A 15577-nucleotide genomic window follows, 5' to 3' on the forward strand; every position below is an offset into this window, starting at 1 on the left:
CTCACCTTTACGTTAACGTAAGCTTGCGCTGGATGGCTGTCAATCACCCTTTACGTTAACGTCAACTTGAGCGAGAGTAGGGGCAGTTCAAGATTGAAAGCGGACAGACTTTTGTGGAAGTGATCCTCTGTGGTGAGGGGATTTATCCCCGATGGTTGGCGAAGCCGACCCAAAACCTGTGAATGCGGTTCAACAGGAAAAACTGAGGGTGCGCTTCGCACACCATCGGGGATAAATCCCCTCGCCACAAAGGCCACCCGCAAAAAAGTGAGCTCCGGTAAACCCACTAATAAAGACAATAGGGGTCGTCATGGATCAACCCAGTGCAAATCCGCAACGCAGCTACACCCGTGGTTCTCAGGACCAGGCCTTGCTGGCGCTGACCATCGGGCAGCAGTTCGACCAGACGGTGGCGCGACACCCGGACGGCGAGGCGCTGGTGGTGCGTCATCAGCAGTTGCGCTATTCCTGGCGGCAACTGGCCGACGCGGTGGATCTGCACGCCAAAGCCTTGCTGGCGTTGGGTTTGCAGGCGGGGGACCGGCTCGGCATTTGGGCGCCGAACTGTGCGCAGTGGTGCATCACGCAAATCGCCACGGCGAAGATCGGCGTGATCCTGGTCAACATTAACCCGGCCTACCGCAGCTCCGAACTGGAATACGTGCTCAAGCAGTCCGGCTGTCAGTGGCTGGTGTGCGCCGGGGCGTTCAAGTCCTCGAACTACCACAGCATGCTGCAGGGGCTGCTGCCGGAACTGGCGCAGCAATCCATCGGCCAGTTGCGTAGTGAGCGCCTGCCGGACTTGCGCGGGGTGATCAGCCTCGACGCACAGCCACCGTCAGGCTTCCTGCCGTGGTCGCAACTGGCGGACCTCGCCGCCGAAGTCTCAGCGACACAGTTGCGCGAACGCAGTGACAGCCTGCACTTCGACCAACCGGTGAACATCCAGTACACCTCCGGCACCACCGGTTTCCCCAAGGGCGCGACCCTCAGTCACTACAACATCCTCAACAACGGTTACATGGTCGGCGCAAGCATCGGCCTGACCCCGAGCGACCGTCTGGTGATCCCGGTGCCGCTGTATCACTGCTTCGGCATGGTCATGGGCAACCTCGGCTGCATCACCCACGCCAGCACCATGATCTACCCCAATGACGCGTTCGACCCGCTGCTGACCCTGCAAACCGTCGCCGAAGAACAGGCCACGGGCCTCTATGGCGTACCGACCATGTTCATCGCCATGCTCGATCAACCCCTGCGCGCCGAATTCGATCTGTCGAGCCTGCGCACCGGAATCATGGCCGGTGCCACCTGCCCGATCGAGGTGATGCGCCGGGTTATTAGCGAGATGCACATGAGTGAAGTGCAGATTGCCTACGGCATGACCGAGACCAGTCCGGTGTCGCTGCAGACCGGGCCAAACGACGACCTGGAACTGCGCGTGACCACCGTCGGCCGCACCCAGCCGCAACTGGAAAGCAAGATCATCGACGCGGCCGGCAACCTGGTGCCGCGCGGCACCATCGGCGAGTTGTGCACCCGCGGTTACAGCGTGATGCTCGGTTACTGGAACAACCCGCAGGCCACCGCCGAGGCCATCGATGAGGCTGGCTGGATGCACACCGGTGACCTGGCGAGCATGAACGATGAGGGTTACGTGAACATCGCCGGGCGCAACAAGGACATGATCATCCGGGGGGGCGAGAACATTTACCCGCGTGAGCTGGAAGAGTTCTTCTTCACTCATCCGGCGGTGGCCGACGTGCAAGTGATCGGCATTCCCTGTTCGCGTTACGGCGAGGAGATCGTCGCCTGGATCAAATTCCACCCCGGCCACAAGGCCACCGAACAAGAGCTGCAAGCGTGGTGCAAGGAACGCATCGCGCACTTCAAGACGCCGCGTTACTTCAAGTTCGTCGAAGAGTTTCCGATGACGGTGACGGGCAAGATTCAGAAATTCCGGATGCGTGAGATCAGCATCGAGGAGCTGAAGGCGCTACATTGAAGATCAAAAGATCGCAGCCTTCGGCAGCTCCTACAGGGAATCGGTGTAGGAGCTGCCGAAGGCTGCGATCTTTTAAAAACACAAATCACAGAAAGCACAAAGGGGAGCCGAAGCTCCCCTTTAATCTTGTCGTCGCGTGCTCTTTCTTATTATTGAGGGGCGGTCTGTTGTTGTTTTTGGCAACCGTGGCCCTTTACCGCTGTTTTTGGCGACCCCCATCCGGGGTCAAGAGCAAACGTATTTTTTTGAGCGCTGATCTGCTTTCTCGCTAAACGATCCAACCGATTCGGGAGCTACCTGAAGGTAGTTTTATTGTTCTCTGCCCGGTTGCGGGTCACTCCTGAGAGCACCCTGAAAAGCACACCTTCTCCAAAAAAATCTGTTAGCTGCGTCTCTGCCGTGTTGTTTTTGTTATGTCAGAGTCGGTACGTCTTATTTTTATTGGTTTGCTGCTTTTTATTCTTGTTATGCCATAGAGATAGCAGAAGCCATGCCAACTTTTTAAAACCTTTGTAAATCAATGGTTTGGGTTTTTTGAAGGATTTTTCCTTCAGGGCAAACCAGACAATTTGTTTCCGTGTTACTCGTCTATGCCCACGTTTCGGACACAGCGGTAACACCTTCGCCCTCACTGGGCGTTACGGGTCTTGGCCACACGCGAACCGCTCGGCCGACCAAGCACCGCGCTGATCTGCTGACCCGCGGCAATCAAGGCGTCCAGGTCGATACCGGTCTCGATGCCCAAGCCGTTGAGCAGGTACACGACGTCTTCGGTGGCGACGTTACCGCTCGCGCCTTTGGCGTACGGGCAGCCGCCGAGGCCTGCGATAGAGCTGTCGAACACCGCGATGCCTTCCAGCAGACTGGCATAGATGTTGGCCATCGCCTGGCCGTAGGTGTCGTGGAAGTGCCCGGCGAGTTTGTCCCGCGGCACTTGTGCCGACACCACCTCGAACAGCCGCCGCGTCGCGCCAGCGGTGCCGGTGCCGATGGTGTCGCCCAGGGACACCTCGTAGCAGCCCATCGCGTACAGCTCGCGGGCGACCAGCGCCACTTGCTCCGGGGCGACCGTGCCTTCATACGGGCAGCCGAGCACGCAGGACACGTAACCGCGCACGGTAACGCCATGTTGCTTCGCGGCTTCCATCATCGGTGCGAAACGCGCCAGGCTTTCGCTGATCGAACAGTTGATGTTGCGCTGCGAGAACGCTTCGGACGCGGCGGCGAACACCGCGACTTCCTTCACGCCGGCCGCCACCGCATCTTCAAAACCGCGCAGGTTTGGCGCCAGTGCACCGTAGGTCACGCCGGGCTTGCGCTGGATTTGCGCGAACACCTCGGCCGAACCGGCCATCTGCGGCACCCATTTGGGTGAAACGAAACTGCCGACTTCGATGTAACCCAAACCAGCGGCGCTCAGGGCGTCGACCAGTTGCACCTTGTCAGCCACGCTGATCGGCTGGGCTTCGTTCTGCAGGCCATCGCGCGGGCCGACTTCGATCAGGCGTACTTGGGAGGGGAGGGACATGGCGGTTGACCTGTTGTAGGTATCTGAAATCTGCGGATATCCCCCTGTGGGAGCGAGCCTGCTCGCGAATGCGCCGGGTCAATCACCATAGATGTCGAATGACAAATTGCATTCGCGAGCAGGCTCGCTCCCACAGGGAATGGGGTTGTTACTGAACCGCCTGCTGACCCTTGAGCGTCTGTTCCAACGCCTGCACGCAGCGCTCTTCAGCGGTATCGAGTTCCAGTTTCATCTGTTCGATGTCGAGCAACTGCTGCTCGAGCTGTTCGCGGCGCTCGCTGATTTTCGCCAGCATGCTGTTGAGCTGTTTGGTGTTACCGCTGGACGGGTCGTAGAGTTCGATCAATTCGCGGCATTCGGCCAGCGAGAAACCGATGCGTTTGCCGCGCAGGATCAGCTTCAGGCTGACCTTGTCGCGCGGTGAGTAGATGCGTTCCTGGCCACGGCGTTCGGGGCTGAGCAGGCCTTGCTCTTCATAAAAGCGGATCGCCCGGGTGGTGATGTCCAGCTCGCGCGCGAGGTCGGAAATGCTGTAGGTCTGGCTGCTCATGAAAGCGCTCGAAAAAAGGTCTTGGCGCTAAGCTAATGGCAGGTTGACGTTTACGTCAAGCAAGAAAAAGATCGCAGCCTTCGGCAGCGCCTGCAGGAAAATGCATTCCAATTGTAGGCGCCGCCGAAGGCTGCGATCTTTTGATCTTTCCTCAAACCACCTGCTTATCGAGTTTCTTCTCCTGCGCCGCCACCTGCTGGCACAACTCGATGATCTGCTCGCGCATCCAGCGGTTGGCCGGGTCCTGGTCGGTGCTTTCGTGCCAGTACAGGTGAGTCTCCAGCGGCGGCACGTCGTTGACCGGCAGGTTGAACGCATGCAAATCGTTACGCCGGGCAAAACGCTCGGGCACCGTCATCACCATGTCGGTCTGCTGCATAACCTGGGACGCCATCAGGTAATGCTGCGAGCGCAGGGCGATCTTGCGCTGGATACCCATTTTGCCCAGGGACAGATCCACGTAACCCAGACCGCTGCGGCGGCTGGAGATGTGGATGTGGGTCAGCGCCAGGTAATCGTCGAGGCTGAGTTTTTCCTTGCCCGCCAGCGGATGGCCCTTGCGCATCGCGCAGACGTAACGGTCTTCCATCAGCTTGACGTGACGCACCTGCGGATCGGTGTTGAGCGGCGCATCGACGGCGAAATCCAGGCGTCCGGCGGCCAGTTCCTTGGTGGTCTCGCGGCGTTTGGACAGGAAGCTTTCGATGATCACCGTCGGCGCCAGACGCCGCAAACGCTGGAACAGCGGCGGCAGAATCACCGCTTCCGTGAGGTCGGTCATGCTGATGCGATAGGTCTTGACCGCCTGGGCCGGGTTGAAGATCCGGCTTTCCTGCACCGACACCCGCAGCAGCGACAGCGCGTTGCGCACCGGGCCGATGATGTTCTGCGCCATCGGCGTCGGCACCATGCCCTGGGCGGTGCGCACGAACAGCGGATCGTTGAAGGTCTCACGCAACCGCGCCAGCGCGTTGGACACTGCCGGCTGGGTGATGCCGACAATCTGCCCGGCGCGGGTCAGGTTGGCTTCGGTATAGATCGCGTCGAAGACAATGAAAAGGTTGAGGTCGACCTTGCTCAGATTCATAACGCGGCTTCTCTTGTTCTAAGGGCTGACGATCAGCGGATCATATATCGGTGATGAATGTTTATACACGCCGAGAATAGGCTAGGTAAATTATCAGCGCTGTTCTAGCATCGATTGCATGATCTGAACAACCTCTGCCGAAAGAAGGTAATTGCTCATGGATTTCGCTTATTCGCCCAAGGTGCAAGAACTGCGTGAGCGCGTGACCGCGTTCATGGACACTTACGTTTACCCGGCCGAAGCCGTGTTCGAACGCCAGGTTGCCGAGGGCGATCGCTGGCAGCCGACCGCGATCATGGAAGAGCTCAAGGCCAAGGCCAAGGTCGAAGGTCTGTGGAATCTGTTCCTGCCGGAATCGGAGCTCGGTGCCGGGCTGACCAATCTCGAATACGCGCCGCTGGCGGAAATCATGGGCCGCTCGTTGCTCGGGCCAGAGCCGTTCAACTGCTCGGCACCGGACACCGGCAACATGGAAGTGCTGGTGCGCTACGCCAGCGAAGAACAGAAACAGCGCTGGCTCGAACCGTTGCTGCGTGGCGAGATCCGCTCGGCGTTCGCCATGACCGAACCGGACGTGGCCTCGTCCGACGCCACCAACATGGCCGCCCGCGCCGTGCGTGACGGCGACGAGTGGGTGATCAACGGCAAGAAATGGTGGACGTCCGGCGCGTGCGATCCGCGCTGCAAGATCCTCATCTTCATGGGCCTGAGCAACCCCGACGCACCGCGCCACGCGCAGCACTCGATGATCCTCGTGCCGGTCGACACCCCAGGGGTGAAAATCGTCCGTCCATTGCCAGTGTTCGGTTACGACGACGCCCCGCACGGTCACGCTGAAGTGTTGTTCGAGAATGTGCGGGTGCCATACGAAAACGTCCTGCTGGGCGAGGGCCGCGGTTTCGAGATCGCCCAAGGTCGCTTGGGTCCGGGGCGGATTCACCACTGCATGCGTTCGATCGGCATGGCCGAGCGGGCACTGGAATTGATGTGCAAACGTTCGGTGAGTCGCACCGCATTTGGCAAACCGCTGGCGCGTCTGGGCGGTAACGTCGACAAGATTGCCGACTCGCGCATGGAAATCGACATGGCGCGTCTGCTGACCCTGAAAGCGGCGTACATGATGGACACCGTGGACAACAAAGTGGCGAAGAGCGAGATCGCGCAGATCAAGGTCGTCGCACCGAATGTCGCCCTGCGGGTGATCGACCGGGCGATCCAGATGCACGGCGGGGCCGGGGTCTCGAACGACTTCCCGCTGGCCTACATGTACGCCATGCAACGCACCCTGCGCCTGGCCGACGGTCCGGACGAAGTGCACCGCGCGGCGATCGGCAAGTTCGAGATCGGCAAGTATGTGCCGAAAGAGATGCTGCGTAGCGAGCGCTGATTTCACACAGATTTACTTTGAACGCTGACTGTGGCGAGGGAGCTTGCTCCCGCTCGGCTGCGCAGCAGTCGTAAATCCTGACAACCCGGTATTGCTGTTGATCCCGGGTTGTGTAGTTTAGGGCCGCTCCGCAGCCCAGCGGGAGCAAGCTCCCTCGCCACAACAGCAGTTCAGTCTGGAAGTTTCAGTAAACCCACACCTCAACCCGTCGATTTTTGATCCTGCCTTCATCCCCGCTGTTGGTCGCCACCGGCATCAGCGCACCAAACCCGCGCACCTCGCGCAACACTACGCCGTTCTTCACCAGCTCGCGCCGCACCGCCATGGCCCGTAACTTGGACAGCAGGTCGGCCCGTGCCGGATCATCTTTCTCGTCGCCAAAGCCCACCAGCGTCACCGCGCGCTCGGTCTTGCCGTGGCGCTTTATATAGTCGAACACCCGCGCCAGATCCTGTCGTGCCTTGTTATCCAGGCTGGCGCTGCCTTCTTCGAAGCGGAAGTTCACCGTCAGACGCTGGGCGTGACGGCTGAGGGATTGATAACCCTCGGGCATCAGCGCATTCGGCGTGACGGTCATCGCATGCACGGTCTGGCTGATGAAACCGTTGGCCGCGACAATCTTCTGGCCTTGTGGACTTTGCGCAAACGCCACCAGCGCTGATGCCCAAGGATTCTGGCTGGTGGGCGGTAGATAAAAGAACAGCCGTCGGGACAGCGGATAATCTTCCGTCGCGATCAGGCTGTTGAGCGGCAACATCGATTGCGACGCGCCGTCAGCGATGGCCACGGCTTTGGCCTGGCGCACATAGGGCAGGCCGATGAAACCGATGCCTTGCCGATCGCTGCTCACGGCGTCGGACAATTGCTCACTGGATTCAAACCGTTTCGCGGTTGGGCTCAGACTTTTCCCACGACGAGACAGCACCAGCTCCTTGAACGTGTCGTAGGTGCCGGACTGATCATCCCGCGCATATAAATGAATCGCACCGCCGCGACCGCCGAGGTCCTCCCAGGTTTTCACCTCACCGGCGAAGATCCGCGCCAGTTGTTCGGTGTCCAGTCGCTGCAGCGGATTGTCGGGGTGCAGGATGATCGCCAGGCCATCGATGGCAATGACTTGCTCGGCCTCAGGACTCTTCATGTCGCCGAGCGCTTGCAGACTGAGCAACTCGCCGTCCTTGATCGGGCGGGAGGCGGCGGCGAGGTCGGCACTGGCGTTTTTCAGTGCGCTGAAACCGGTGCTGGAGCCGTGGGCGGCGACTTCCACCACGACCCGTTTGCCTTGTGCGGTCTGGCTGACGATGTGTTGTTCGTTGGCGCTGTCGGGGTTTTCGCGGTGGATCTTCAGCAGGCCCTGTTCCTGCAGGAAGCCTTCGACCAGTGCCGGGCCGAGATCGGCACCGATGGTGTTGGAGCCCTGAATGCGCAATGCCGGGCCGTTTTCAGGGATGGGCAGGGCAGCGGCAGACACCGACAGCCATGCACTCAACGCAAAGACGAACAGAACACGCAGGGTCATGCCGGCACCGAATCAAGCCAAGGGGATTGCCGGGGAGATTAAGTCAGGCGCATGACCAAAACATGACAGATCAAAAGATCGCAGCCTGCGGCAGCTCCTACAGGGAAACGCGTTCCAATGTAGGAGCTGCCGCAGGCTGCGATCTTTTGATCTTGACGGATATCAGGCCAGTTCCAGCCAGATCGGCGCATGATCCGACGGTTTTTCCATGCCGCGCAGTTCATAGTCCACGCCCGCGTCCTTCACCCGAGGCAACAAGCCATGGGAGGCGAGGATCACGTCGATGCGCAGGCCACGCTTCGGTTCGTCTTCAAACCCACGGCTGCGGTAGTCGAACCAGCTGAACCGGTCGGTCACGTCCGGGTTCAGGTGGCGGAAGCTGTCGGTCAGGCCCCAGTTCTTCAGGCGGGCCATCCACTCGCGTTCTTCCGGCAGGAAGCTGCATTTGCCGGTTTTCAGCCAGCGTTTCATGTTGTCCGGGCCGATGCCGATGTCGCTGTCTTCCGGGGAGATGTTCACATCGCCCATCACCACCAGCGGTTGTTCGTTGTGGAACTGGCTTTCCAGCAAAGTCTGCAGGTCGCTGTAAAAGCGTTGCTTGGCCGGGAACTTGGTCGGGTGGTCGCGGCTTTCGCCCTGCGGGAAATAGCCGTTCATGATGGTCACCGGCACGCCATTGGCGTCGGCGAAGGTGCCCCAGATGAAGCGGCGCTGGGCGTCTTCTTCATCGGTGGCGAAGCCTTTGTGAATGGCGATCGGCTCATTGCGCGAAAGCAGGGCGACGCCGTAATGGCCTTTCTGGCCGTGAAAATAAACGTGATAGCCCAGCGCACGGACTTCTTCCAGCGGGAACTGGTCGTCGTGAACCTTGGTTTCCTGCAAGCCGATCACGTCCGGCTGATGCTTTTCAATCAGCGCTGCCAGCTGATGCGGACGGGCGCGCAGTCCGTTGATGTTGAAGGAAACGATCTTCATGGGTGGCAGTCCTGGCAAAAGGGCGATGCTAGCTGACATGTGGGATGGGGGCCAGTGTGGGGTGGGAGAAATCATTTTCATCTGTGGGATGTGGGTTGCCCGAGCTGACGCCATCGCGAGCAGGCTCACTCCTACAATTTGGAATGCGTTCCCCTGTAGGAGTGAGCCTGCTCGCGATTGACGGCCGCCCGGTCGATGAAGAGCCTGGCTTGGTCTATACCTGTGGGGAACTGCGCCACCCGTAAAAAGTTCGTACCAAAAGAGCGCGGCCCTTTGCCCGCGCCTCGGGGAGAATCACCGTCATGCCTGAAACCCAGACTGCCATCGCCGACATCCACATGCTCGACCGCGGTTACTCGCGCGAAGCCCGATCGCTGCTGTATCAGGCCTATCGCCACGAGCCGACCTTCGGTTACCTGTTCGAGGCCGAGCGGCCCGGCTATGAGCAGCGCGTGCGGGCGACAGTGCGCGAACTGGTCAAGCAGCACTTCCTGCAGGATCAGCCGGCCATCGGCCTGTTGGTCAACGACCGGCTGATCGGCATCGCCCTGATCGCGCCGCCGCAGCGTCGTTTTGGGATCACCGAAAGCTGGGCATGGCGCCTGCGCATGGTGCTCAGCACCGGTTTCCGTTGCACCCGGCGTTATCTGGAATACCACGATGCGGTGGCCGCCTGCGTGCCCAGCGATTCGGTGCACATGCTGCCGCTGCTGGGGATTCATCCGCAGTTTCAGGGCAAACACTTCGGCGAGCAGTTGCTGACGGCGGTGCACAACTGGTGCGCGGTGGACGAAACCTCGCAAGGCGTGGTGCTCGACACCGGCAACCCGCGTTACCTGGAATTCTATAAACGCCAGGGCTACGAAGAGATCGGCGAAGTCGCCGTCGGACCGGTGCGCGAGCACGTGTTTTTCCACGCCAATCCGCAGGTGTTACAAACTGCAACGGCTTAGCCATAGAACTTTTTGGGAAATTTCCTGTTCTATCACGCTCCCAAGCCCGTGATAGCATCCGCGCCTATGAAGTTTCCAGGAAGATTTACCAGTGGCGTGCTCATGCTGTTAACCAGCTGCGCGGCGCTGGCGCAAAGTGAATTGGACGTGCGGATCAAACCGTCCAACGACGAACTCAAGGCTAATATAGAAGGCTATATCGGCAGCCTCGGCGATCGTGACGAACAAGCTTTGTTACGCTTCAGTCGCGGCGCCGAAGAGCAGGCGCGCAAAGCCGCGCAGGCCTTGGGCTACTACCAGCCGCAGATCGACAGTGATGTGAAGGGCGGCGAAAAACCACGCCTGGTGCTGAACATCGATCCCGGAGAACCCATTCGTCTGCGCAACGTCACCATCCGCGTCGACGGGCCTGCTGCCTCCCTCAAATCCTTTCGTGTGCCGAGCAGTGACACGCTCAAGTCCGGCGCCGTGCTCAACCATGGGCGTTATGAAGACGCCAAACGCCTGATCCAGAACCAGGCCTCACGCTTCGGCTTTTTCAGCGGTCGGTTCACCAGCCAGAAACTCCTGGTCGACCCGCGCGCCGGGGTGGCCGATGTTGAATTGATCTACGAAAGCGGCCCGCGTTATGCGCTGGGCAAAGTCAGTTTCGAGGGCGATACGCCGTTCGACGAAGACCTGCTGCAACGCATGGTGCCGTTCAAGGCCGGCGACCCGTATGACTCCGAGCTGATCGCCGAACTCAACCGCGACCTGCAATCGAGCGGCTACTTCGAAGGCGTGCGCGTCGATGCCGCGCCGACGGCGGCGAAGAACGACGTGATTCCGGTGGAGGTCAAACTCGACACGCGCAAGCCGCGCACCATGGGGCTGGGCCTCGGTTATTCCACCGACGTCGGCCCACGGATCAAGGCCAACTGGACTCGCCACTGGGTCAACCCGCAGGGCGACAGCTACGGCTGGGAAGCCGAGCTGTCGGCGCCTCGGCAGAACGTCGGGCTGTTCTATGACATCCCGCTCGACCCGCCGCTGACCGACAAACTGCGCTGGGCCGGTGGTTATCAATACGAAGACATCGACGGCTCCGACACCCTGAGCAAGCTGCTGACGTTCGGCCCTGAATGGCACAGCAAGTTGCCCAGCGGCTGGCAACGGGTGATCTCGCTGAAATGGCAGCGTGAGGAATACCAGCTCGGCGACGACTCCGGCCTCAGCACCTTGTTGATGCCCGGCATCAGCTATTCGTACCTGAAAAGCGACAACCGCATCGACCCGCACAACGGCTATCGCCTGACCTTTGAAAGCAAGGTGGCGAAGGAAGGTCTCGGCTCGGACAACAACCTTTTATACGGCACGGCGCTGATCAAAGGCCTGACCACCGTATTCGACAACCACCGCTTCCTCGGTCGGGTGCAGGTCGGCGGCAGCGCCACCAACGGTTACAACTCGGTGCCGCCGTCGCTGCGCTTCTTCGCCGGTGGCGATCAGAGCGTGCGCGGTTACGACTACCAGAGCCTGTCGCCGGAAAACGACAAGGGCGACCGCATCGGCGGGCGCTACATGGTGGCCGGCAGCGTCGAGTATCAATATTCGATTGCCGAGAAATGGCGGATCGCGACGTTTGTCGACCAAGGCAACTCCTTCAACAAACTTGAACTGCCGAACCTCAAGACCGGGGTCGGTATCGGTGTGCGCTGGGTCTCGCCGGTGGGGCCGATCCGCCTCGACCTGGCCCACGCGCTGGACGACGATGGCGGCATCCGGCTGCACTTTTCCATGGGGCCTGAGCTGTGAAGCGTGGTTTGAAAATGGCTGCACTGGCGTTGTTGGCGCTGGTGCTGTTGCTGGTATTGAGCATCAGCGCGGTCCTCGGAACGCAGGCGGGCAGCCGTTGGGCGCTGGGCCTGGTGCCGGGCTTGAGCGTGGAGAATTTCCAGGGTCGCCTCGGCGGGCAGTGGAGCGCCGATCATCTGCTGTGGCAGCAGGACAGCAGCCGGGTCGAGCTGAGCCAGCCGATCTTCGCCTGGTCGCCGCTGTGTTTGACCCGCATGACCTTGTGCATCGAACAGCTCAAGGCTGATCAGGTCGTCCTGCAATTCCCGCCGAGTGAAGAAACCACTGAAAGCGGCCCGATCAAACTGCCGGACCTGCAACTGCCGGTGGCGATCGAGCTGGGCGATGTGCAAGTCGGCAGTCTGCTGTTCAACGGCAGCGAGCAGCTCAAGGGCCTGCAACTGGCGGCGCACTGGACCGCCCAGGGCATGCAGATCGACAGCGTGAAACTGCAGCGCGACGATCTCAGCCTGAACCTCTCCGGCCTGCTGCAACCGACCGGCAACTGGCCGCTGAACATTGCCGGCGACCTGACCCTGCCGTCGGTGGGCACCAGCCCCTGGACGCTGGCGTTGAAGGTGGACGGCGATCTGCTGAAAACCCTCAACCTGCACGCCGACAGCCATGGCTACCTCGACGGCCAGTTGAGCGGCGAGCTGCAGCCATTGGCGGAAAACCTGCCGGCCAAGGTGCGCATCACCTCGGACGCGTTCAAGCCGAGTGCCGATCTGCCGGACACCCTGCAATTCAATCAACTGGTATTGACCGCCGCCGGCGACCTGAAAAATGGTTATCTGTTAGACGGCAACGCCACGCTGCCCGCCGATAAGGGCCCGGTGGCGCTGCTGCTCAAAGGCAAGGTTGACGCCCGTGGCGCGCAGATCGCCGGCCTCGACCTGACGGCCAACGACAAGCAAAGCCTCAAACTCACCGGCAGCGTCGACTGGAGCAAAGGCCTCACCGCGCAAGCCAACATCAACTGGCAGGATTTCCCGTGGCACCGGCTCTATAACGAAATCGACGAGCCACAAGTCGCCTTGCGCACCTTCACCGGCGAAGTCTCCTACACCGACGGTCAATACCTCGGTAACTTCGCCGCCGACCTCGATGGTCCGGCGGGGGCGTTCAGCCTGAGCAGCCCGTTCAGCGGCAGCCTGAAACAAATCGCCTTGCCGCAACTGAAAATGCAAGCCGGGCAGGGCAAGGCTGAAGGCCATGTGAACGTACAGTTCGCCGACGGCATCGCCTGGGACACCGCGCTGGAGCTGTCGGCGCTGAACCCGGCGTACTGGGTCGCGGAGTTGCCGGGCACTTTGGCCGGGCCGCTGAAAAGTAAAGGCGAGATGAAGAACGAGCGCCTGAGTCTGACTGCCGACCTCGACCTCAAAGGCAAGCTGCGCGGGCAACCGGCGGTGCTGCAAGCCAAGGCTGACGGCGCCGGGGAACAGTGGAACCTCAACGCCCTGCAAATCCGCCTCGGCGACAACAGCATCAGCGGCAAGGGCAGCCTGCAACAGAAACTCAGCGGCCAGATCGACATCAAGCTGGCGCGTCTGGCCCAGCTCTGGCCGCAGCTGCGCGGGCAGATCAATGGTCAGGTCAACGTCGCCGGTACGTTGAAGGCGCCGCAAGGCAAACTCGGCCTGCAAGGTTCGCAACTGGCGTTCCAGGATAATCGCCTGCAAAGCCTCAACCTCGATGCCAGCCTCGACAGTGCGCAACGAGCGAAGATCGATCTGAAGGGCAGCGGGATTCAGGCCGGCGATACCTCTCTGGGCGTGTTGACCGCCAGCGCTCAGGGCGACATCAAGAGCCAGAAACTCAACCTCGATCTGCTCGGGCCGAAGCTGAAATTGGCCCTCGGTCTGGATGGCAATCTGGACAAGGGCAATTGGCGCGGACGTCTGGCCAGCGGCGACATTCAGGCCGGCGGTCAGGACTGGAAACTGCAGAGCCCGGCCAAACTCGAACGCCTGGCCGACGGCAAGATCAACTTCGGCGCGCATTGCTGGATGTCCGGCAACGCCAGCCTGTGCGGTGAAGACCAGCGGCTGCTGCCTGAGCCGAAACTGCGCTACCACCTCAAGCAATTCCCGATTGAAAGCCTTGCGCAATGGTTGCCGAAGGATTTCGCCTGGCAGGGCAAGCTCAACGCCGACCTGCAACTGGACTTGCCGGCCAGCGGCCCCAACGGCGTGGTCAGCATCGACGCCAGCGGCGGCACCTTGCGCATGAAGGAAAAGGATCAGTGGCTGGATTTCCCGTACCAGACCCTGAAACTCACCAGCAAACTCACACCGAAGCGCATCGACACCGACCTCAACTTCGTCGGCGGCAAACTCGGCGAACTGATGGTGCAGGCGCAGCTCAATCCGCTGCCGAAAAACAAACCGTTGAACGGCTCGTTCCGCCTCAGCGGCCTGGACCTGTCGGTGGCGCGGCCGTTTGTGCCGATGGTCGAAAAACTCACCGGGCGCCTGAACGGCAGTGGCACGATTTCCGGCGGGCTGCTGGCGCCGCTGATCAATGGCACGGTCAAACTCAGTGACGGGGAAGTGTCCGGCGCCGAGCTGCCGATGGAGCTCAAGGACCTGCAACTGCAAGCGGTGATTGCCGGGGAATCGGTACGGCTGGACGGCGGCTGGAAAAGCGGCCAGACCGGCCAGGGCAGCCTCAACGGCAATGTCGCCTGGGGGCAGGCGCTGATAGTTGATTTGGCGCTCAAGGGCACGCAACTGCCAGTCACTGTCGAGCCATACGCCAAACTCGAAGTGGCGCCGGACCTGAAGATTTCCATGGCCGGCGATGAACTGAAGATTGCCGGCAAGGTGCAGGTGCCGCGAGGCGAAATCACCGTGCGCGAACTGCCGCCATCGACGGTAAAAGTCTCCGACGACACGATCATCGTCGGCGCGCAGACCGAAGAGGGTAAACCGCCGATGGCCATGAAAATGGACATCGACGTGGTGGTCGGTGAAGACAAACTGAGTTTCGCCGGCTTCGGCCTGACCGCCAACCTGCAAGGCCACGTGCACATCGGCGACAACCTCGACACCCGCGGTGAGCTGTGGCTCAACGACGGCCGATACCGCGCCTATGGCCAGCGCCTGAACGTGCGCCGGGCACGCCTGTTGTTTGCCGGCCCCATCGATCAGCCGTACCTGGACATCGAAGCGATTCGCCAGACGGATGACGTGATCGCCGGTATTCGCCTGAGCGGCAGCGCCGAGCAGCCGACCACGCAGATCTTCTCCGAGCCGGCCATGAGTCAGGAGCAGGCGTTGTCCTATCTGGTGCTGGGGCGTCCGCTGAGCACCAACGGCGAAGACAACAACATGCTCGCGCAAGCGGCATTGGGGCTGGGCCTGATGGGCAGTTCCGGAGTGACCAGCGGTCTGGCCAAGGACCTGGGGATTCAGGACTTCCAGCTCGACACCCAGGGCAGCGGCAACACCACCAGCGTGGTCGCCAGCGGCAACATTTCCGAGAAGCTCAGCTTGCGTTATGGCGTCGGCGTGTTTGAACCGGCCAACACCATCGCGCTGCGTTACAAGCTGAGCAAGAAGGTGTATGTCGAAGCGGCCAGTGGCGTGGCGAGTTCGCTGGATATCTTCTACAAGCGCGATTTCTAGGTCGCGCCATCAATAGCCGGACCGCACCGCCGCGATCCGGCTTTTCCTGAATGAATTAGACTCATCGCAGTTCAAGCGCTGCGCGGTTGGCGGCTGCCCGAAGAGAAC

The 15577-nt window shown here is 60.9% G+C and carries 10 protein-coding genes; 5 read left to right on the top strand and 5 right to left on the bottom strand.

Annotation, left to right across the window (positions count from 1 at the left end; all coding sequences use genetic code 11):
• The first annotated feature begins 310 nt into the window (after positions 1-310).
• On the top strand, positions 311-2005 hold the full coding sequence (locus HBN98_RS14510; protein WP_083366332.1) for an AMP-binding protein: 1695 nt from the start codon (positions 311-313) through the stop codon (positions 2003-2005).
• A gap of 628 nt (positions 2006-2633) precedes the next feature.
• Here the strand turns inward: HBN98_RS14510 and HBN98_RS14515 are convergent.
• The 3 genes from HBN98_RS14515 to HBN98_RS14525 form a co-directional block, all read right to left on the bottom strand.
• Complete coding sequence (locus tag HBN98_RS14515) at positions 2634-3533, bottom strand: hydroxymethylglutaryl-CoA lyase (protein WP_083366331.1); 900 nt, start codon at positions 3531-3533, stop codon at positions 2634-2636.
• Positions 3534-3681: 148 nt separating this feature from the next.
• Entirely contained in the window at positions 3682-4083 is a 402-nt protein-coding gene (locus HBN98_RS14520) for a MerR family transcriptional regulator (RefSeq protein ID WP_064586965.1), read from the bottom strand.
• 151 nt (positions 4084-4234) lie between these two features.
• Entirely contained in the window at positions 4235-5170 is a 936-nt protein-coding gene (locus HBN98_RS14525) for a LysR family transcriptional regulator (RefSeq protein ID WP_064586966.1), read from the bottom strand.
• A 157-nt stretch (positions 5171-5327) separates the two neighbouring features.
• Between HBN98_RS14525 and HBN98_RS14530 the strand changes: the two genes are divergently transcribed.
• Complete coding sequence (locus HBN98_RS14530) at positions 5328-6557, top strand: acyl-CoA dehydrogenase (protein ID WP_083366330.1); 1230 nt, start codon at positions 5328-5330, stop codon at positions 6555-6557.
• 184 nt (positions 6558-6741) lie between these two features.
• Here the strand turns inward: HBN98_RS14530 and HBN98_RS14535 are convergent, their stop codons facing one another.
• Both HBN98_RS14535 and xthA read right to left on the bottom strand, forming a co-directional pair.
• Positions 6742-8076, bottom strand: coding sequence for a substrate-binding domain-containing protein (locus tag HBN98_RS14535; protein WP_083366329.1), 1335 nt, complete (start codon positions 8074-8076; stop codon positions 6742-6744).
• Positions 8077-8238: 162 nt separating this feature from the next.
• Entirely contained in the window at positions 8239-9051 is an 813-nt protein-coding gene (gene xthA / locus HBN98_RS14540; RefSeq protein WP_064586969.1) for an exodeoxyribonuclease III, read from the bottom strand.
• Positions 9052-9353: 302 nt separating this feature from the next.
• Here xthA and HBN98_RS14545 point away from each other — a divergent pair, with 302 nt between their 5' ends.
• From HBN98_RS14545 to HBN98_RS14555, 3 genes are all read left to right on the top strand, one after another.
• A complete protein-coding gene (locus HBN98_RS14545) occupies positions 9354-10004 on the top strand; it encodes a GNAT family N-acetyltransferase (protein WP_083366328.1) in 651 nt (216 codons plus the stop codon).
• Between the two features lie 66 nt (positions 10005-10070).
• Positions 10071-11798, top strand: coding sequence for an autotransporter assembly complex protein TamA (locus HBN98_RS14550; RefSeq protein WP_064586971.1), 1728 nt, complete (start codon positions 10071-10073; stop codon positions 11796-11798).
• On the top strand, positions 11795-15469 hold the full coding sequence (locus HBN98_RS14555) for a translocation/assembly module TamB domain-containing protein (protein WP_083366327.1): 3675 nt from the start codon (positions 11795-11797) through the stop codon (positions 15467-15469). Before HBN98_RS14550 ends, HBN98_RS14555 begins: the two co-directional genes overlap by 4 nt.
• The last annotated feature ends 108 nt before the right edge of the window (positions 15470-15577 follow it).

The organism is Pseudomonas koreensis (assembly GCF_012986595.1).
In the GTDB taxonomy this organism is placed as follows: Bacteria; Pseudomonadota; Gammaproteobacteria; order Pseudomonadales; family Pseudomonadaceae; genus Aquipseudomonas; species Aquipseudomonas koreensis.